General features: G+C 64.5%; 17 protein-coding genes and 1 pseudogene. 14 read left to right on the plus strand and 4 right to left on the minus strand.

Translation table 11 applies throughout. From position 1 onward, the window contains the following. Positions 1-415 precede the first annotated feature (415 nt). On the plus strand, positions 416-1633 hold the full coding sequence (locus SM757_RS28415; RefSeq protein ID WP_322467937.1) for a PxKF domain-containing protein: 1218 nt from the start codon (positions 416-418) through the stop codon (positions 1631-1633). A 569-nt stretch (positions 1634-2202) separates the two neighbouring features. After that, complete coding sequence (locus SM757_RS28420; RefSeq protein ID WP_322467964.1) at positions 2203-2514, plus strand: tripartite tricarboxylate transporter substrate-binding protein; 312 nt, start codon at positions 2203-2205, stop codon at positions 2512-2514. A 41-nt stretch (positions 2515-2555) separates the two neighbouring features. On the opposite strand, the gene SM757_RS28425 is transcribed toward SM757_RS28420, so the two are convergent. From SM757_RS28425 to SM757_RS28435, 3 genes and pseudogenes are all read right to left on the minus strand, one after another. Then, a complete protein-coding gene (locus SM757_RS28425) occupies positions 2556-3050 on the minus strand; it encodes a DUF3466 family protein (RefSeq protein ID WP_322467938.1) in 495 nt (164 codons plus the stop codon). A 137-nt stretch (positions 3051-3187) separates the two neighbouring features. After that, positions 3188-4172, minus strand: a pseudogene (locus tag SM757_RS28430) (TRAP transporter large permease subunit); the annotation flags it as partial. Between the two features lie 145 nt (positions 4173-4317). Continuing rightward, positions 4318-5139 carry a GntR family transcriptional regulator gene (locus tag SM757_RS28435; RefSeq protein WP_322467939.1) on the minus strand — a complete coding sequence of 274 codons (822 nt, stop codon included), beginning with the start codon at positions 5137-5139 and terminating at the stop codon, positions 4318-4320. A gap of 81 nt (positions 5140-5220) precedes the next feature. On the opposite strand from SM757_RS28435, the gene SM757_RS28440 reads away from it, so the two are divergent. The 12 genes from SM757_RS28440 (at position 5221) to SM757_RS28495 (ending at position 19373) form a co-directional block, all read left to right on the plus strand. After that, positions 5221-6096, plus strand: a complete 876-nt coding sequence (locus SM757_RS28440) for an isocitrate lyase/PEP mutase family protein (RefSeq protein WP_322467940.1) — start codon at positions 5221-5223, stop codon at positions 6094-6096. Beyond that, positions 6096-7496, plus strand: coding sequence for a 3-isopropylmalate dehydratase large subunit (gene leuC / locus SM757_RS28445; RefSeq protein WP_322467941.1), 1401 nt, complete (start codon positions 6096-6098; stop codon positions 7494-7496). The genes SM757_RS28440 and leuC overlap by 1 nt, the downstream gene beginning before the upstream one ends. Then, the gene (leuD, locus tag SM757_RS28450) at positions 7493-8101 is read left to right on the plus strand and encodes a 3-isopropylmalate dehydratase small subunit (protein WP_322467942.1); all 609 of its coding nucleotides are present in this window, start codon (positions 7493-7495) and stop codon (positions 8099-8101) included. Before leuC ends, leuD begins: the two co-directional genes overlap by 4 nt. Positions 8102-8179: 78 nt before the next feature. After that, the gene (locus SM757_RS28455; protein WP_322467943.1) at positions 8180-9130 is read left to right on the plus strand and encodes a tripartite tricarboxylate transporter substrate binding protein; all 951 of its coding nucleotides are present in this window, start codon (positions 8180-8182) and stop codon (positions 9128-9130) included. 32 nt (positions 9131-9162) lie between these two features. After that, entirely contained in the window at positions 9163-9903 is a 741-nt protein-coding gene (locus SM757_RS28460) for a Sua5/YciO/YrdC/YwlC family protein (protein ID WP_322467944.1), read from the plus strand. Between the two features lie 337 nt (positions 9904-10240). Further along, positions 10241-11395: a porin gene (locus SM757_RS28465; protein WP_322467945.1), complete on the plus strand. Its 1155-nt coding sequence runs from the start codon at positions 10241-10243 to the stop codon at positions 11393-11395. 16 nt (positions 11396-11411) lie between these two features. Further along, positions 11412-11984 (plus strand): hydrolase, encoded by a 573-nt coding sequence (locus SM757_RS28470; protein ID WP_322467946.1) that lies wholly within the window; start codon positions 11412-11414, stop codon positions 11982-11984. A gap of 142 nt (positions 11985-12126) precedes the next feature. Next, positions 12127-13761, plus strand: a complete 1635-nt coding sequence (locus tag SM757_RS28475; RefSeq protein ID WP_322467965.1) for a 3-(methylthio)propionyl-CoA ligase — start codon at positions 12127-12129, stop codon at positions 13759-13761. A 263-nt stretch (positions 13762-14024) separates the two neighbouring features. Further along, complete coding sequence (bktB, locus tag SM757_RS28480; protein ID WP_322467947.1) at positions 14025-15209, plus strand: beta-ketothiolase BktB; 1185 nt, start codon at positions 14025-14027, stop codon at positions 15207-15209. 15 nt (positions 15210-15224) lie between these two features. Next, positions 15225-17357 carry a fatty acid oxidation complex subunit alpha FadB gene (gene fadB, locus SM757_RS28485; protein ID WP_322467948.1) on the plus strand — a complete coding sequence of 711 codons (2133 nt, stop codon included), beginning with the start codon at positions 15225-15227 and terminating at the stop codon, positions 17355-17357. Between the two features lie 220 nt (positions 17358-17577). Beyond that, a complete protein-coding gene (locus tag SM757_RS28490; protein WP_322467949.1) occupies positions 17578-18408 on the plus strand; it encodes an enoyl-CoA hydratase/isomerase family protein in 831 nt (276 codons plus the stop codon). Continuing rightward, complete coding sequence (locus SM757_RS28495) at positions 18405-19373, plus strand: Bug family tripartite tricarboxylate transporter substrate binding protein (RefSeq protein ID WP_322467950.1); 969 nt, start codon at positions 18405-18407, stop codon at positions 19371-19373. The genes SM757_RS28490 and SM757_RS28495 overlap by 4 nt, the downstream gene beginning before the upstream one ends. Positions 19374-19849: 476 nt before the next feature. Here SM757_RS28495 and SM757_RS28500 read toward each other — a convergent pair whose 3' ends face one another. Beyond that, on the minus strand, positions 19850-20092 hold the full coding sequence (locus SM757_RS28500; protein ID WP_322467951.1) for a hypothetical protein: 243 nt from the start codon (positions 20090-20092) through the stop codon (positions 19850-19852). Between the last annotated feature and the right edge of the window lie 165 nt (positions 20093-20257).

The following is a 20257-nucleotide window of genomic DNA, read 5'->3' on the forward strand; positions in this document are numbered from 1 at the left end:
CCAGTGCATGCTGAAAAGGGCATGCCTGCCTAGCACGGCTGCATTGATGTTCGGCGTCGGGCTATATCAGAAACGAGCGCGGCCGAATGCCAGGCACGTCGAGTCACCGCCATGGCTTTGGGTGTTGGTATGGGTGGCCGGTGTTACCGTCCGCCGCAATTCCTGCCGGGCATTGCTGCCCACGACACCTTCAGGCGTGCTGCGGCACGTCCCCGAGCAGCCACTTCGGCGAACCTGGGAGGCGCGCCCTGATCAACGGGCGCGAATCAGCGCGGTTGACCTGTGGTCCCGTGCATGGACAGGACAGGGCTGGTTGAGCCGCCCCGGATGACGGGGAAGGAGTTGTTGCATGGACATCTCGCTTCGATCCACGCGTGCCCGGCTGCGTGTCCTCGTCCCAATCGCGGCGTGGTGCATGACGGCATTGACAGGCGCGATGCCGGGCGCAGCACACGCCGCCGTGACCGGCACGGTGGCCGTCTGGGGCTGGAACATCTACGGCCAGACGGACGTGCCCGCCGGGCTGGACGGCGTCACGGCCATCGCCTCGGGCGCCAACCACACGCTTGCCCTCAAGAGTGACGGCACGGTGGTGGGTTGGGGCGAAAACTTCGAAGGTGAGGCCAGCCCGCCCGCCGGTCTGCGCGGCGTCGTGGCCCTTACCGCAGGGTACGACCACACGGTGGCGCTCAAGCGCGACGGCACCGTGGTCGCTTGGGGCAGCAACGAAACCGGCCAGACCGACGTCCCGGCGCAACTCCTCGGAGTGCAAGCCATCGCTGCTGGTCACTTCCACACGCTGGCGCTCAAGAACGACGGTACGGTGGTCGCTTGGGGCTGGAACAGCGGCGGCCAGCTCAACGTGCCCGCCGGGCTGCAGGGCGTGCGCGCCGTTGCCGCCGGGCGCTACCACTCGGTGGCGCTCACCAGCAGCGGGCAAGTGGTGGCCTGGGGCGCGAACTATGCTGGCCAGTCCACGGTGCCCGCTGGGCTGCACGGCGTCGTCGCCATCGCCGCGGGGTCGGAAAACACCATGGCGCTCAAGAGCGATGGCACCGTGGTCGCCTGGGGCAGCAACCTCGTGGGCCAGAGCCATGTGCCGGCCGGGCTCAGGAATGTGCGGGCCATCTCCTCCGGGGGCGCTCACGCCTTGGCGCTCAGAAGAGACGGTTCGTTGGTGGCCTGGGGCGACGACTCAGAGGGGCAAACCGACAGACCTCCCGGGCTGCGCAACGTCATGGCCCTCGCCGCCGGGGGATACCACACCGTGGCACTCCAGAGCAGCCTGGACTTCGGCGGCTTCGTCGGCGCCGTGAATGCGCCTCCCACGATCAACACGCTGCAGGCCGGCGTGGGCGTGCCGGTGAAATTCAGTCTGGGCGGCGACCATGGCTTGGCCATCTTTGCCGGTGCCTACCCGGCGGCGCGAACCCTGGCGTGCAGCCCCGATGCCAGGACCGACGAGATCGAGCAGACCGTGAGAGCCGACCGCAGCCGCCTGACATACAACGCCGATACCGGCACCTACACCTACGTCTGGAAGACCGACCCTGCCTGGAGCGGCCAGTGCCGACGGCTGGTGCTGCGTTTTGCCGACGGCATCGAGCACACGGCTCTTTTCCGCTTCAGGTAGGTCAGTCGGTTGGTTCAATACGGATAGAGAAGATGAACGACGGTCTATCGGCTCTCGCCTGCCGCTGGGGTGACCGGGCTGGCGGCGCTGGTGACGGCTAGGAACCTGATGCGCGGGTTACAACTGACGCCGGTTGACCCGGGGTTGGTAGCGGGGGCAGCGCCAGCACGACAGTCAGTTGCTGCGCGTGCAGCACTGCGGTGGTGATCGCCGTTTGGGGTAGGAGCAGGTTCAGGACGTCAGGGACGCGCCGCATCTTGGTCTCGCTCACGACCGGCGTGGCACTCCACCAGCGCCCGCCGCACTCAATGCGCTGGCGCAGGTCGGCCGGCGTGAGTACCCCGACGCGGCGTAGTCGATCAACTGTGGCGCAACCGCTTGTCTGTCGTGGTCAGCACGCAGATGCACCTGGTGGGCGAGCTGTTCAAGCAGCAGGTCGGCATGGACACCGTGCACGTGCCCTACCACGGCGCAGCACCGGCGCTGCAGGACCTGCTGTCCGGGCAGATTGACTACTGTTCGACCCCGCCAGCGGCTTCAGCCACATCCGCGAAGGCCGCGCCCGGCTGCTGGCGGTCAGCGGTACCCGGCGCTCGCCCTTCTTCCCCGACGTGCCCACGCTCAGCGAGGCGGGTATCAAGGGGGTGGAGCTGGGCAACTGGTTCGGTCTGTTCGCACCGGCGGCCACGCCGGCCGAGGTGGTGGCGCGCCTGGGCCGCGAAGTCGCCAAGTCGGTGGCCCTGCCGGACGTCAGGCAGCGCTACGCCGAGCTGGGCGTCGAGCCGGTGGCGCAGGACAGCACGGCCTTGCGCAAGACAGTTGCCGACAAAACCAAGCTGCTGTCGGCGTTGATCAGGGACCCCAGGATTGCCGTCGATTGAGCTCGTGGTGCACTCGCTGCTGCGCAGCTTTCCCGCGGCGGTTAGCGCTGCGTGCGTCGCCCGGCACGGGCTGCAAAGGCCACCGTCATCAGCCCGGCCAGCATCAGCGTGACGCTGGCGGGCTCGGGCACCGGGGTGGCAATGAAGCCGACCGCTCGCCCGTTGGTCAACCCGACGCCCACGACCTGTCCGCGCTCGTTGATGCCCGTGGCGAAGATCAGCTGCCAGTCCGAGCGGGCAGCGGGTGTGAGGAGGTCGTTCAGGTTGTGGACCGTGCCGTCCCGGTACAGGTAGGCGTTGCCCTGGAGCGAGCCGCCGCCGATGGGCTGGTTCAGCCCGCCGACGATCCAGCCCCGCTCGTTGATGTCGTAGCTGCTGAGGCTGCCACCGGCATAGATGGGCTCGATCGCCTGCACCGCGCCATGGCTGTAGAGCAGCACACGTGAAGACCCGTCGAAGCTCTCCGTGCCGACCACGTCCCCGGCGTTATTGATCGCCCCGGCGGAGACGTCGGCGTTTTCATGCAGGGCGGGCACCGCAGTCCCTGATGCAAGCAGGATGCAACGGAGCGCTCAGCGCGCAACGTGCACCCAGGATTCGAAGCTGGGCCTCCACTGCCGGGCCCGTGGCGACTGCCTCGCGGCCCACGCCAGGGCCCGGCGTCGAGCCGTCGTCAGCCCGCGAACCAGCGCGCCGGCACCGTGACGATGGCTGGGAAGAACACCAACAGGAACATGACGATGAACTGCGCGATCATGAACGGCACCACGCCGCGGGTGGCTTCGTCCATCTTCATGCGGCCCACGCCGGCCACGACGTTGAGCACGGTACCTACGGGCGGGGTGATCAGGCCGATGGCGTTGTTGATGATGAACAGCACGCCGAAGTAGACCGGATCGATCCCCGCAGCCTTGATCACAGGCATCAGCACCGGGGTCATGATCAGGATGGTGGGCGTCATATCCATGGCGGTGCCCACGGCCATGACCAGCACATGATGGCGATGAGCAGCAGGGTCTGGTTGCCCATGAAGGGCTCCAGCAGGCTGATCATCTGGCTGGGGACGTTGGCCACGGTGATCAACCAGGCGCTGAACATCGCGGCGGCTACCAGGAACATGATCACGGCGGTGGTCTTGGCGGCGCTCACGAACACCTCGTAGAGCTGCGAGACCTTCATCTCGCGGTACACCAGCATGGACATCAGCAGCGCGTAGACGGCGGCCACCACGATGGCCTCGGTGGGGGTGAAGATGCCCCTCTTCAGGCCCACCACCACGATCGCCGGCAGGCTCAGCGCCCAGCCGCTCGGCGATGCTGGCCTTGGGCGGAGGCGCCACGTCCTCGCGCTTGACGAAGCACCACCAAGCCACGGCGATGGCCGTGCCCATGATGATGCCCGGCACGATGCCGTGCCAGGAGCAGCTTGGAGATCGAGACGGTGGCCGCCACGCCGAAGACCACGAAGCAGATGGACGGCGGGATCACCGGCGCGATGATGCCCGCGCTGCGCGCCTTGTCTTGGCCGGTGCAGACCATCATGGGCAGCAGCAGCGAGGCCAGTGCCGCGGTGTCGGCACCGGCGGCGCTAGAGAGCGCGGCCAGCATGCACGCGGCCAGGATGGTCACGAACCCGAGGCCGCCCTTCTTCCTTGTAACCCACCAGCGTAAGCCCGAGCCTGGTAAGCGTTCGCATAACTACCCATTATCCTGTGCTGGCAACTCAAGGTCTTCTCGGCACGCCGGCTCGATTCAGCATTGGCGCCATAGGCAGCACGGCGGTGACGCCAACGGCGCCAACCGGTCAGGTCTTTCCGCGTGCCGCCAGAACTGAACGCAAAGACTGGGCATCGTGCACGATGTGCCCGCCGTTGAGCGTGTTGATCGCTTCGCCACTGATGTCCATCAGGATGGAACTGCGCTGTGGCGTCAGGTGGACGGTCAGGTGCTGCACCGGCTTGCCCGCGCGGTCATGCAGCAGGCGGGTTAACCGGATCAGCGGTGAACTCACCTCGCATTTGAGCAGCGTCGCTTTCGACGGGTCGGCCGCCTCGGCGCTGATCTGCTGCAGCACGCGTCCAAACTCGACGCCTTGGTCCATCAGGATCTCGTACAGGGCTTGCTTCTTGAGGGCACTGGCGGTGATGGGTGCACCCAGTGTCTCAGGAACCCAAGCGTCGGTGAGCATCAGCGGCGTCGTGCCTGCGCTGCGCAGCCGTACCGCATGCACGGCCCGCTCACCGGGCGCGATCTGAAGGACCTCGCCGATCCAGGGCGGCGGCGGTGTCGTTTCGACGGTGAGCACCTCGACGCGTGTCGTCTGCGCAGTGTGCTTGAGCTCCTCCAAATACCCGAGCGTCGGCACTTTCAGGGCACTTCTAGCATCGCTGCGCACAAAGGTACCGCGTCCATGGCGGCGCAGCACCAGCCCTTCCAGTTCGAGGTCCGCTAAGGCGCGCCGCACCGTTACTCGCGCGACACCGAACTGCTCGACCAGCGCCTCCTCTTTTGGCAGAGCCTCTCCCGGGGCGTACACACCCTGCACGATGCGATCGCGCAGCACGAGAAAGATCTGCCGGTGCAGCGAGGTGCCGGGTGAGCGGACCAAAGTTGTCTCGAGCGTCATGTCCCAAGCATATCAAAGCGGTTGACGAGAGTTTTGGTTGTCCTATACTTAGAACAACAGGACAACTCACCTCATCTGAACATGAACCCCGCTCAACGGCTGCGCGAGCAGCTTGCTACACCTGGACTGCTTGTCGTGCCGGGCGCCTACGATGCGCTGGGTGCCCGGCTGATCGAGCAGGCCGGCTTCGGTGCCATCTACATGACGGGCGCCGGAACGTCCGCCGCGCGCGGCTATCCAGATTTCGGCCTGCTCACGCTGACGGAGATGGCCGACAACGCCGCCGTGATGGCGCGCTCGATCGGCGTGCCATTGATTGCCGATGCCGATACCGGGTATGGCAACGAGCTCAACGTCACGCGCACCGTACGCGAGTACGAGTCCCGCGGCGTTGCTGCGCTCCATATCGAGGACCAGGTGGCGCCCAAGCGCTGTGGCCACCTGGACGGCAAGGAGGTCGTGTCGCGCGACGAGTTCGTGTCGAAGATCCGTGCCGCCGTGGAGGCTCGCCGTAGCAAAGACCTGGTGATCATTGCCCGCACCGACGCACGCGCGATGCTGGGCTTCGAAGAGGCCGTCTGGCGGGCCAACGCCGCCCTGGACGCGGGCGCTGACATGGCCTTTGTCGAGGCAATGCAGTCGCTGGAGGAAGTGGCGGCCGTACCGCGGCGCGTCCATGGTCCCTGCTTGCTCAATATGGTGCCAGGCGGCCGCACGCCGCTGAACGACCTGCGCGAGGCAGAGGCCCTGGGTTACAAGCTCGCGCTGCTGCCGGGCTTGCTACTGCTGGCCACGATTGACGCTTGTGACGTGGCGCTTGCTGAACTCAGGGACCATCACGTTGCACCGACACCCGCGGCAGGTGTCGCTCAGACCTTCCGCCGCGTCGGCTCGGAAGAGTGGGACGCGTTGCGTGAGCGGTTCAATGCCGGCATTCGCGCCACAAAGGGGGCGTGATGACGGCCCAAACCCTGTTTGACAAGCTGTGGGATTCGCACGTCGTACGGGACCTCGGCGACGGGTGGGCACTGCTGCACATCGACCGGCACCTCCTGCACGACTTGTCGGGCCCGCCCGCGCTGGCCGACCTGGCTTCACGCGAGCTGCCGTTGCATGACCCATCCCTCGTGTTCGCCACACTCGACCATACCGTTTCGAGCCGTCCTGGCCGGGACGGTACCACCTACGTCCCCGGCGCCAAGCTGTGCTCGCAGTTGCGTGACCGGTCGCAGGCCGCAGGGGTACGGCTGTTCGACCTCGGCCAGCCCGGCCAAGGCATCGTCCACGTCATGGGGCCCGAGCTCGGCATCGTGTTGCCCGGACTGACGGTCATCTGTGGGGACAGCCATACGTGCACCAACGGAGGGCTGGGCGCCTTGGCGTTCGGTGTGGGATCTTCCGAAAGCACGCACGCACTGGCGACGCAGACGCTGCGTCAGCGCAAGCCTCGTCGCATGCGCATCCGTTGCGCCAACCGACTGCCGGCTGGCGTGTCGGCCAAGGACTTGGCTCTCCACATCATCGGCCGCTTGGGGACAGCTGCAGGGGTGGGTTACGCCATCGAGTTTGCGGGCAGTGCCGTTGAAGCGCTCGACGTCGAGTCGCGGCTGACCCTGTGCAACCTCACTGTCGAACTCGGTGCGCGCTGCGGGATCATTGCGCCCGACGAAGTCACCGTCCAGTGGCTGCGCGGCCGCCCGTATGCGCCGACGGGCAAGGCGTTCGAAGTGGCTGCGGCGCACTGGGGTCAGTTGAAAACCGACGCTGGCGCCGTGTTCGATCATGAGGAGGTGATCGACGCCGCGACTGTAGTGCCTACAGTGACCTGGGGCACCAGTCCGGAGCATGCGATCCCGATAGACGCAACCATCCCTGACCCTGCGGCGAGCCAGGGCAGTGAGCACGACGCTCTGGTCGCCGCTCTCAACTACATGGGACTGGTGCCCAATACGCCCATCGCCGGCACACCCGTGGACTGGGTTTTCATCGGCTCTTGCGCGAACTCGCGGCTGTCGGACCTGCGGACCGCCGCAGAAGTTGTACGGGGCCGGCGCGTGGCGCCGGGCGTGAAGGCCTGGGTGGTGCCGGGTTCCGAGAACGTGAAGCGTGCCGCCGAGAGGGAAGGGCTGCGCGATGTGTTCGTCTCGGCCGGCTTCGAATGGCGGGAGCCCGGCTGCAGCATGTGCGTGGCCGCCAACGGCGAGCAGGTGTCTCCGGGGCAGCGCTCGATCTCCACCTCGAACCGCAACTTCGTGGGTCGTCAGGGTCCTGGTGCCCGGACGCACCTCGCGAGCCCGGCCATGGCCGCCGCCGCCGCCATCGCGGGTTGCATTACCGACGTGAGGACGCTGACATGAAGCCATTCACCATCGTCACTGGCCCGGCGATGCCGTTGGTCAAGGACAACATCGATACCGATGTGATCATCCGCATCGATCGGCTGACCAACCTGGCGAAGGAAGAGCTCGGTCCTTACGCGTTCGAAGCGCTGCGCTACCGGGCTGACGGCAGCCTCGACACCGACTGCCAGCTGAACCGGCCCGAATTCAGGAACGCGCCGGTACTGCTGGCGGGCCGGAATTTTGGTTGCGGCTCGTCCCGCGAGGGAGCGGTGTGGGCTCTGCAGGGCCTGGGCGTGCGCTGCGTCATCGCTCCCAGCTTTGGCGACATCTTCTTCAGCAACTGCTTCCAGAACGGCGTGCTGCCGATTCGCCTGCCACTGCAGGACGTTGAAGCTTTGGCGGTGCAGTGCGCCGACGGTGCGGCGCTGAGCGTCGACTTGAGGACTTGCATCCTCACCGCACCGGACGGGAGCACCCGCAGCATTGACGTCGAGCCTCCGCGCCGACAAGCGCTGTTGGCTGGTCTGGACGACATCGGCCTCACGCTCCAAGACGACGCAGGTATCCGCGCCTGGCAGGCACGCGACCGCCTTGCGCGTCCCTGGGTTTGGTCTGCTTGAGCACCGTTTGGTGCGCATCTTCATCTCCACACGTTACCGACACACATGAAGATCTTTCATTCAAGGCTTGCGCGAACCATGACCCGCGCGCTCATCGTCGCGGCATCGTTGACGCTCGCGCTTGCCGCGCGGGCCGCCGACTGGGTGCCCAACCGGCCGGTCACGCTGATCGTTCCCTACAGCCCTGGCGGTGGTGTTGACGCGCAGGCCAGGGCGGTTGCGGAGCAGCTGCAGCGCATGTGGGGCCAAACCGTGATCGTGGAGAACGCGCCTGGCGCCGATGGTGTCATCGGCACCCGCAAGGTGATGAACGCCAAGCCCGACGGTCTCACGCTCCTGGTCCAGCTGCCGTCCCTGACCATCATCCGGCACCTCCCGACCTACAAGGGGCCGGACCCGGTATCGCAACTGACCCCCGTGTCTGCCTTCTCCTCGCTGCCTGCGGTGGTGGTGGCCACTTCCAGCGTTGCGGGCAAGAACCTGGGCGAGGTCGTGCGCAGCTGCAAGGCACTGGCCGATCCCTGCTCGCTCGGGACCACCGAGATCATGGCGCGCCTGCTGGGGCGGGCGCTGAGCGACGAGGCTGCCATGCCCAACCTCGTGGTGGTGAACTACAAGGGAGGCGGGCAGCTCGTTGCCGATCTCATTGGCAACAACGTCAAGCTCGGCATCATGGGCCTCACGCCGGTACTGCCGCATCACAAGTCCGGCGCGCTGAAGGTTGTCATGACCTTAGGGGACAAGCGCTCCGCGGCCTTGCCCGATGTGCCCACGGCTGTCGAGTCCGGCTTTGCGAGCTTCAACATCGGCACGTGGTACGGCCTGTTCGCGCCGAAGGGCACGCCGCCCGAGGTGGTGCAGGGCATCGCTGCTGCGGTAGGCCGAGCGGTGCGAAGCGAGGGCGCGCGCAAGGCATTTGCTTCCGTCGCCGCGGAGCCGCTGGGCAACACGCCGTCCGAGTTCGCCGCGATGGTCCGTGTCGAAAGCGAGCGGTACACGGCGCTCGTTAAGAAGTTCCCCCTCGAATGACCCCGGTCCAACCCTTTACGCACACGCACACCATGAGCACCCTGGACATCAAGGGCGATGCCCTTCGCATCTTCAACGTTCTGAACGACGGAGGCATCGCCATCATTCCCAATGATGCCGGCTACGCATTGATGGGAGGGTCCGCCGAAGCGGTGCAGAAGATCTTCAATGCCAAGCGGCGGGGAAGCCACAAGCGCAACGCGATGCTGTGCTCCATGGAAACGCAGCGGGAGCTTCACGTGCTCGACTCGCGCTCTCGGGAGATGATCGACGCCATCACGCGTGACTTCGATCTGACGCTTGGCGCGGTCGCGCCGTACCGCGCGGACCATCCGCTGATGGCAAAGCTCGACAGCGATTTGCTGAAAGGCAGCACTGCCAACGGTACGCTCGCGATGCTGCTCAACGCGGGCCAGCTGTTCGATGAAGTGTGCCGCCTGTGCCGCGAGGCCGTGCTTCCCGTCTTCGGTTCGTCGGCCAACCTGTCGGGAACGGGGCCTCGCTTCCGGGTTGAAGACATCCAGCCGGAGATCCTCGATGTTGCGGACATCACGGTCGACTATGGCCTGCGCAAGCACCACATCTACCGGCGCTCGGCGACGATCATGCGCTTCGGCAACGGCGACCCGGAGTGCTTGCGTATTGGGTCGTGTTACGAGCTCATTGCCGATGTCCTGAAGCGCTTCTTCAACGTCGAGCTGCCGCCCGATCCGGGTCACGACGCGAATCCCTCGGGACACCTCCAGGAGTTCGCTTTGCGGGACGCCAGCTGAAGGCTTCCAGCGATAAGCCTGGTGGCTTGGTGCAGCCGCTCTAAAAGCCTGACACCACCGGCCTGTCGCCCGGAGAGCACGCGCTGGAAGGCTTACGGCAGCGGGGCCGCTTGAAGCGACCCTGGCTTCGGTGACACGGCCCGGCCTGATCGACCGCTGAGCCACGACGGCCTGGCCCAACGCCGATACGGCGTGGCAACGCCGTGGTGCAGCCGGAGGCCCGCGGCACTTGCAAGGAATTTATGCGAAGCGATTCCAGGCTTTGCAGGGGCAGACGCGCCCGGATGAGCGCACAACGAGCAGTCCATCCGGCATTCATCACAACAGTGGGGACATCATGAACATTCGAACGAGCTCGGCTCGCCCGTACATCGCGGCTGCGACCGCATCCGCCTTCCTTTTCGGCGCAGCGTTGCATGCAGCAGCCCAGAGCGTGACGCTGTACGGCGTAGCGGATGCCGCGGTCATCGCGCAAAAGAGCGGGGCGCTCAATACCGGCACCGTCACGACCGTGGGCTCTGGCGTGAATGGCGGCTCGCGTTGGGGCCTGCGCGGTGAAGAAGCGCTGGATGATGGACTCAAGGCTGTTTTTCAACTCGAACAAGGCTTCGACATTGATACAGGGGCAGCCAGCAGCTACGCCGGCAACCCCTCCACCGCCACACCGACGTCTCCCAACGGTACAACGGGCACCGGGTTCAACCGTCGCGCCTACGCCGGCCTGGAGACGCGGCTCGGGACGCTGACGCTCGGCCGCGACTACACGCCGTTCTACTTCGCAGCGCTCGGCGCCGATATCTTCCGGCTCGGAATGTTCGGCAACTTGCAGACCACCGTGGCCCCTGCCGGCGGGTCTGAACGCTTTGCGCGGGTGAGCAACGCCATTTTCTATCTCTCGCCCGACCTGCATGGGCTGAGGCTGCGTGCCGTGTACAGCCTGGGCTCCGAAAGCGCCGGAGGCCCAGGGCAACCGCCCAAGGGTGCTAACCGGTTCGCTGGCCTCGGGGCCGAATACACCCACGGCGATCTCTACCTCACTGCGTCGTATCAGACCTTGGAGTTTCCTGTGGTCTCCGGCACGCCCGCAGCATTCACGGGCGCGACCGAGCATCGTAACGACGGCCTGGTGGGCGTGAAGTATGACTTCGGCTCCTTTGCACTGGCCGCCGGCTACTGGAGGATGGGTGCACCCCAAAGCGTCAGCGACGCATGGCTTGGAGCGTCGCTAAAGCTGGGGCCCGGCACCGTTCTGGCGCAGGTGCAGCGGTTTCGTCAGGACAACCCCGCTGGGGTGGAACGCAAAGGAACCGCATTGGGGCTGGCCTACACATACCCGCTGTCCAAGCGCACTACCTTGTACGCCAGCTATGGCCGCACGACTAACAACGCCACCGGCAGTTTCGGCGTGACGTCCAGCGGTGTGAGTCTGGCCGCGGGTGCCGTAGGGGCGGACCCCAGCGCGCTTGCAGTCGGGATGCGACACAACTTCTGATGACCGGTAGCCAGCCATGACGACTCTACGGCCCTCCACCACGGCGCTCGTGCTGATAGACCTGCAGCACGGCATTTCCAGCATGGAACTGTCACCCAGGTCGGGTGATGAAGTGGTTACCCGGTCAATCGAGGTAGCACGCAGGTTCAGAGATGCGGGCGCTCTCGTGGTGCTGGTGCGGGTTGCATTTTCCGACGACCTGGCCGATGCGCCGCCACACCAGGTTGACCACCCGATGGGGCCCCCAGCCGGAGGCTTTCCCGCCGATTGGGCCTGCCTGCCTGGGCCACTGGCCGAGCTCGGCCACCTGACCATCACCAAGCGACAGTGGAGTGCTTTCCATGGCACCGAACTGGACTTGCAGCTGCGCCGGCGTGGCTGCACGACGGTGGCGATGGGTGGCATAGCGACCAATTTCGGCGTGGAGTCCACCGCGCGCCAGGCCTGGGAGCTCAGCTACGACGTGGTCGTGCTGGAAGACCTCTGCACCAGCACTTCCGCAGAGCTTCACGGCATGGCGGTCACCCAGGTTCTGCCTCGCCTGGCACGCGTGACCACCAGCGCCTGCATAAAGCTCGGCACGGCATGACAGGGGCATCTTGTGTGGGACGCGAACGTGCGACCTGAATGAAAGCGACATCCCTTGGGCCGTCGCCCACATGCGCGCGCGTATTGCTCGCATCAGGTTGGCGCAAGGAGATGGACGAGGCGTTTGGAAGGAGAATGACATGTTGATGGGCTTGATGCAGCAGCAGCCGTTGCTGATTTCCACCTTGATCAAGCACGCCGAGCGGCATCACGGAGATGCCGCAGTCGTGTCGCGCCGCATCGAGGGCGATATCCACCGCTACACCTGGTCAGAGGCGGCAGCGCGCGCACGCCGAGTAGCCAATGCACTGGACGGCATGGAGCTGGCCCCTTCGGAGCGCGTGGCTACGTTGGCATGGAACGGCTATCGGCATCTTGAGCTGTACTTTGGTGTCAGCGGGTCGGGCCGGGTGCTGCACACCATCAATCCACGCCTGCTGCCCGAGCAGATCGCCTGGATTACGAACCACGCTAAAGACAGCGTGCTGTGCTTCGACCTGACGTTCCTGCTCATCGTGCAGCAGATCCATGCAAAGTGCAGATCTATCCGGCATTACGTTGCGTTGTGCGACGCTGACCGTCTGCCCCGTGATACTGGCATTCCAGGCCTGATGAGCTACGAGGCCTGGATCGACGCGCAGTCCGACGCCTACGAGTGGCCCAGCTTTGATGAGAACGCAGCATCGAGCTTGTGCTACACGAGCGGCACGACAGGCGATCCCAAGGGCGCGCTGTACAGCCACCGCTCCACGCTGCTGCACGCCTTTGCCACTGCCTTGCCCGACGCCATGTCGCTGTCAGCACGCGATGCGGTATTGCCGGTGGTCCCCATGTTCCATGTCAACGCTTGGGGATTGCCATATTCGGCTGCGCTCGCAGGTTGCAAGCTCGTCTTTCCGGGGCCCGCCTTGGATGGCAAGTCAGTCTATGAGCTCATCGAAGGCGAGCGTGTCACGTTTGCAGCGGGGGTACCCACGGTATGGCAGATGCTTTTGAACCATGTGAAAGAGAAGAGTCTGCGCTTTTCGACCCTTGCCCGCACGGTGATCGGCGGAGCCGCCTGTCCGCCCGCCATGATCAAAAGTTTCCGTGAGGACTACGGTGTCGAGGTGCTCCATGCCTGGGGCATGACTGAAATGAGCCCGGTGGGCACGTTGTGCACGCTGAAGAACAGACAGCTGGGATTGCCACCGGCGGAACAAGAGGCTGTGCGACTGAAGCAGGGGCGCGCCCTCTTCGGCGTGGACATGAAGATTGCCGACCGCGACGGCCATGAGTTGCCTTGGGACGGAAAGGACCAGGGCAACTTGCTGGTGAAGGGGCCCTGGGTCGTGCGCGAGTACTTCAAGGGCGCCGGAGGAGACCCATTGGTCAATGGCTGGTTTCCCACAGGCGATGTAGCAACCATTGACTCCGATGGCTTCATGCAAATCACCGACCGCAGCAAGGACGTGATCAAGTCGGGTGGCGAGTGGATCAGTTCGATCGAAATCGAAAACATCGCGATGGCACACCCCGCAGTGGCTATGGCAGCCTGCATCGGCGTCAAGCATCCGAAGTGGGACGAGCGGCCCATCGTCGTGGTCGTGAAGAAGGCTGGGGCAACCGTTACTCGGGAAGAGCTGCTGAAGTTCTTTGAGGGCAAGACAGCGAAATGGCAGGTCCCAGACGACGTGGTTTTTGTCGATGCCATTCCCCTGGGTTCGACCGGCAAGATGCTCAAGGCCGGCTTGCGCGAGATGCTGAACGAATACTGTCTACCCTCGCTGAGACGCTGAAGCCGCCCGGTCACGGGCGTCGCTGTGCAGGCTCGGGCGCATTGGCTAGGCGCCTGTCACAGGACGCCTGCAGCCATGGCAGTTCTCTGGCCGCACACGTGCCAGCCTGCCCGCGTGGTCTGTACCGGGCAGCTCAGGAGATTTGCGCTCATTTCGCTTGCGCATGCGGCATCTCCAGTGCCCAAAGGCGGCCACAGCTCCGTGCTGGCGGCGATCGAAGTATTTGTTGAGAAACACAACGGGTCCCTGAAAGGAAACATTCCATGAATCGTGAAGTCGTCGTGGTCAGCGCCGTGCGCACCGCCATCGGTACCTTTGGCGGCAGCCTCAAGGAGGTGCCCCCCACCGAGCTCGGTGCCCTGGTGGTGCGGGAGTCGCTGGCCCGGGCCGGAGTTCCGGGCCAGGAGGTGGGCCACGTGGTCTTCGGGCATGTGGTCAACACCGAGCCCCGCGACGCCTACCTCTCGCGCGTGGCCGCCGTCGAAGGTGGATGTGCGCAGGAGACGCCCGCCTTCAACGTCAACCGTCTCTGTGGCTCGGGCCTGCAGGCGGTCGTCTCGGCTGCGCAGGCCATCCTGCTGGGCGACTGCGACATCGCCGTCGCCGGCGGTGCCGAATGCATGAGCCGCGCACCCTATGCCAGCCTCAACAGCCGATGGGGCGTGCGCATGGGAGACGCGAAGCTGGTGGACATGATGGCCGGTGCCCTGCACGACCCCTTCCACAACGTCCACATGGGCATGACGGCCGAGAACGTCGCAGCCAAGTGGGGCATCAGCCGCGACGAGCAGGACCGTCTGGCCGTGGAGAGCCATCGGCGGGCGCAGCGCGCTATCGAGGCGGGCCACTTCAAGGAGCAGATCGTTCCCGTGATGCTCAAGAGCCGCATGGGCGAGGTGGCCTTCGACACGGATGAGCATGTGCGCCTTGGTGCCACGCTGGAGAACATGGCCAAGCTCAAGCCCGTGTTCACCACGGAGGGCGGTACCGTGACGGCGGGCAACGCCTCCGGTATCAACGACGCAGCCGCCGCGCTGGTTCTGATGGAGGCGCGCATCGCACAGGCGCGTGGTCTCACGCCGCTGGCACGGCTGGTCACGTACGCCCATGTGGGCGTCGACCCCAAGTACATGGGCATCGGCCCGGTGCCCGCTTCGCGTCTGGCACTTGAGAAGGCCGGAATTTCGGTCGGCAAGATCGACGTCGTCGAAGCCAACGAGGCCTTTGCGGCACAGGCCTGCGCGGTGACGCGTGATCTCGGCCTGGACCCGGCCAAGGTCAACCCCAACGGCTCGGGCATCTCGCTGGGCCACCCCATCGGTGCCACCGGCGCCGTGATCACCGTTAAGGCGCTGCATGAGCTCAATCGCACCTGCGGCCGCCATGCCCTCGTGACCATGTGCATTGGCGGCGGCCAGGGCATCGCGGCGGTGTTCGAGCGCGTCTGAAGGAGGACAGTGGGCATGTTTGAAAGCAAGACATTGCGGCTGGCGCCGCTGCACGGCGGCCTCTTCGAGCTGTGCTTCGACCGCACAGGCGAGTCGATCAACAAGTTCGACCGGCGCGCCATCGAAGACCTGCAACAGGCCGTGGATCGGCTGCGTACGGATCCAGCCGTGCGCGGCCTGTTGGTGACCAGTGCCAAGGACAGCTTCAGCGTGGGCGCTGACATCTTCGAGCTCAGGAACATGTTTGAGCGTCCTGAAGCCGAGATACGAGCATTGGTGCGTGAGCAAAGTGTAATCTTTACCGCGCTGTCGCAGTTGCCTTTCCCGAGCGTGGCCGCCATCAACGGCATGGCCCTTGGCGGCGGCTTCGAGGCGGCGCTTGCCTGTGACCGTCGGGTGATGGCCGATGGCGCGGTGGTGGGCCTGCCGGAGGTGACGCTGGGCATCATGCCTGGTTACGGAGGATCGGTCCGGCTGCCGCGCATTGCAGGCTGCGCCACTGCGCTGGAGTGGGTGACCAGTGGAGCGCCTCAACAGGCCGCTGCGGCGCTGCACGCCGGCGCTGTGGATGACGTGGTCGCGCCCGAGGCGCTGCGCGCCACCGCGCTGGCTTGGCTTGGTGAGGCCGCCGGCGGCCAGCAGGACTGGCAAGCTCGTCGTGCCCGCGTCGCAGGCCCGGTGGAGTTGACCCCCACGGTTCTGGAGCAGGCACGCGCTGCGGCCACCAAGGCGATACGCCATTACTCTGCCGCCGCAGCCTTCATGCAGTTCCTTGCAGACACCGCAGGACTGGAAGCGCAAGCAGCGTTGCAGGAAGAGCCTCGTGTGTTTGCCTGGCTTTGCAAGACGGAGACTGCTGCCTCGCTGGTGCGCCTTTTCGTCAATGAGCAGTTTCTCAAGAAGAAGGCCAAGGGTTACGCGAAGCTGGCTAGGCCGGTACAGCAGGCTGCCGTAGTGGGTGCAGGCATCATGGGCGGCGGCATTGCCTACACCAGTGCCGTGCGCGGCACGATCGTGCTGATGAAAGACATCGCCCAGCCGGCGCTGGACCTGGGGCTGGCCGAGGCCGACAAGCTCCTGGCTAAGCAAATGGAAGCCGGTCGGATGAAAGCAGAGAAGGCAAAGCAGGTTCGCGCCTCGATTCGTGCGCAACTGAACTTTGCGGGCTTCGACGAGGCGGACTTAGTCGTCGAGGCCATCGTCGAGAACCTGGCCATCAAGAAGAAGGTGTTGGCCGAGGTGGAGACGCTGGTGAAGCCCGAGGCGATCATTGCCTCCAATACCTCGTCGCTGTCCATCGCCGAGATGGCCACCGCGCTGCAGCGGCCGCAGAACTTCGTGGGCATGCATTTTTTCAACCCTGTGCCTCAGATGCCGCTGGTGGAGGTCATTCGAGGCCCTGCGACCGACCCGGTGGCGGCAGCCACCACCGCAGGCCACGCGCTGGCTATGGGGAAGACCCCGATCCTGGTCCAGGACTGTCCCGGCTTCCTGGTCAACCGCATCTTCATCCCGTACTGCCTGGCCTTCCTGCGCCTAGTGCACGACGGCGCCGACTACCAGCACGTGGACCGCGTGATGGAGGCCTTCGGCTGGCCGATGGGGCCCGCCTACCTTGCCGACGTAGTCGGCATGGACACGTTGGTGCACGTGCTGCACGTGATCGCTGCGGGCTACGGCGCGCGCATGCGGCCCAGCTTCCCGCTGGCGGTGGAGTTGCTGGTTGACCACAAGCGCCTGGGACAGAAGTCCGGTGCCGGGTTCTACCGCCACGAGAGCGATGCCAACGGCAAGCCCAGAAAGCTCGTGGACGAGAGCACCGCGACACTGATCTCCACCGTTCAGCCCAACGGACCCTGCTCATTCAGCGACCAGGAGATCGTCGACCGCATGATGCTGCCGATGGTGCTGGAGGCGGCTCGCTGCCTGGACGAAGGCGTGGCGGAATCGGCCATCGAGGTGGACATGGGCCTGATCTTGGGCCTTGGCTTTCCGCGCCACCTGGGCGGCGTGCTGCACTGGGCTGACCGGACAGGTCTGCCGGAGATCGTCAGGCGCTGTGAGCGCTACAAGGCCGTCTCTCCGCTGTACGCGCCTGCACAGACCTTCCTGCGCCGCGCGGCGGCCGGCACACGGTTTCATGACTGAGGGTTACAGCGATGGCCTTGCTTCGCCAGTGTCTGTTCGAGCTGAGGAATCGGCAATCATCATGCGGAGAACACCTACCGTCCTTCACGGGGACGTTACGGCCTCCGACTTCACAGCACGGCAAAGTGGTTGAGCCCTCGGCGCCACGCTTCGGCGCCATGGCGGCCACACAACGCGAAATCGCCGCGCGGGCATGGGGAAAAGCACGCAAGGGCACCGCATGAGCAACACTCAACTTCTGTTCGGGCGCAGCGGGCCCATCGCCACGCTGACTTTGAACCGCCCTCACGCCGGCAACGCGATCGACTTGTCGCTTGCCCGAGAGCTGCTGACCGCAGCCATTGCTTGTGACGAGGACGAAGGTATACGGTGCGTGGTGCTCACCGGGGCAGGCCGATACTTTTGCACCGGCGGAGACGTAGGCGGTTTCGCAACCGCTGGAGATGCGACTCCCTCGCTGCTGAAAGAGCTGACGGCCTACGTACACATGGCTGTTGCACGACTTGCGCGCATGGGCAAGCCCTTGGTTACTGCGGTCAACGGCCCGGCTGCCGGCGCCGGCATCGGCCTGGCTGCGCTTGGTGACCTGGCCTTGGCAGCTCGGTCTGCGCACTTCACGCTGGCCTATACCGCCATTGGCCTCTCGCCTGACGGTGGTGCCAGTTGGCTGCTGCCTCGTCTTATCGGCCTGCGGCGCGCTCAGGAACTGATATTCACCAATTCGAAGGTGGACGCAGATGCGGCCGCGGATATGGGGCTGGTGACGCGTGCGGTGGATGATGCCGCACTGGTTCAAGAGACAGTGGAGCTCGCCAGGAAGTTGGCTGCTGGCGCAACAGCTGCGCTCGGTTTCTCCCGACGCCTTTTGCTCTGCAGCTTCGACAACGCTCTGGAAACGCATATGGAAGCTGAGGCGAGGGCCATCGCGGACGCAAGCCGCACGGCGCAGGGACGAGAGGGGATCGCAGCCTTTATCGAGAAGAGAAAACCTGATTTCTGGCGCATGGACGGAATGCCCGACGAGGATCCGAACGAGGACACCGCGGTATGAACAGGTTCTTCGCCTCGATGTTGCTGGTCGTGGCGTCCGTGTTGGCTGCAAACGCAGCCGCGCAGGCACGCTTCCCAAGCAAAACGATTGGCATCGTCGTGCCAACGACTCCCGGAGGTGGGTCTGACCAGATCGCGCGCCTGATAGCGGCAAAACTCACCGAACAGGCCGCTTGGACGGTTACCGTGGTCAACCGTCCCGGCGCCTCGGGCACGCTGGCGCTCGGTGAGGTAGCAGGGCTGAAGAGCGACGGGCATGAACTGGTCATAGGACTGGGCAGCAATATGACTTTTGCGCCCGCGCTAATGAAGCTCAGCTTCGACCCCGTAGGCGACCTCGTGCCGGTCGCCTTTCTGGCGGACTCGCCGCTGGTGGCTCTGGTGGCCGAGACGTCGCCGTACAAGACCTGGAAGGAGTTCGTCGATGCCGCGTGCCGCAGCGTGAGACGGTTCACCTACGGGACGACCGGCAATGGCACCAGTCCACACGTCACCGCCGAGCGCCTGCGTCTGGACCACGGCGTAAGGATCGTGCACGTGCCGTACAAGGGCTCGCCGCTGGCCATGTCGGACCTCGCCGGCGGCCACATCGACATGACGTTCGCCTCTCTCGGCGCGGCACTGCCGTTGCTGCGTAGCGGGAAGCTTCGGGCACTGGCAATAACCACTGCGGAGCGCAGCAGCGCGCTGGCGAGCGTGCCGACTTTCGCCGAATTGGGGTACGCCAACTTTGAACAACCGGAGTGGTATGGACTGTTCGCGCCCAGGGGAATTCCTTCAGCGATTGCAGACGAGATCAATGCTGAGGTGAACAACGTGCTTGCATTGCCGAAAGTACGCACCGCTGCCCTTGCCCAAGGCTATCAAACGAGACCGGAGTCAAGGCGCGCATTTTCCAAAATGGTGCAAGCGGATGTACGCGCATCCAAGGCGGTAGTTTTGAGAGCCGGCATCAAGATCGACTGAACGCCGCGAAAACGCTTCGTACGGCAACGCCGTTCGAAATGAATCCCATAGGTGTCGGGGCCGACGCAATTCTGGCTCTTGCTCAATCTGCGACGGGAGTCCAACGCGCCGCATGATTTAACGCCTCTGGTTTGGAATTCTCGGACTTTCGGTGCATTTTGGTCCGCTTCCTCAATACCGAAATATCAAAAATTCAACGACTTGCGTTTCTGCCGACAATTGCCCTGGCAGACGTCGTACAACGATTTGCAAGTGCCAGTCTTGAAAAGAGAAAACGGAAGCAAGCGCACCAAAATGCATTGAAAGTCCGAGAACCCCAGCATTTGGCGGTTATCATCACCATTGGTCAGTATCGTGTGCTCGGGGCCCGCTTTGCATCTATCCGTAGGGTTGCGCCACCAATCCAAACTGTGGACGAGTGATCGTTTAAGCTTGGCAATAGTGGCCGAAGTTTTACAGTCGCACTGTCTACGACATCAAATTTTTCCAAGACTGTGACAACCCTTCTGAGCCCGAGCATCAACAACAGCAAGGCTGACGGCAACAGCACGTGCAATGCCCTTGGGGCCGATGGTTTTTTGCGGAATGAATTTATTGCCAAGCACGAGAGAGTCATGATCGCCAATTCCAGCGCAAACCTCACGAGCGGCGGCGAGAGATAAAACGTGTACAGGCCGATGGCAGCAGCGCTGGCATTGACAGCAGCCGTCGTGAACCATGATTTCAATTGTTGCGTGCAAGGTGTTTTGGTCATTGATTCCGCCGGAATACAGTCATTTCATTGACGCGCTTGGCGTATCACTGCCGTTCTTTTATAAAGGATCATATTTGTGAGTTTATATTTAATTATAGTACTTACGCAAGGCGCCTTGGAGTTGACATAA

Origin of the sequence: Azohydromonas lata (genome assembly GCF_034427735.1) — a bacterium.
In the GTDB taxonomy this organism is placed as follows: Bacteria; Pseudomonadota; Gammaproteobacteria; order Burkholderiales; family Burkholderiaceae_C; genus Azohydromonas; species Azohydromonas lata.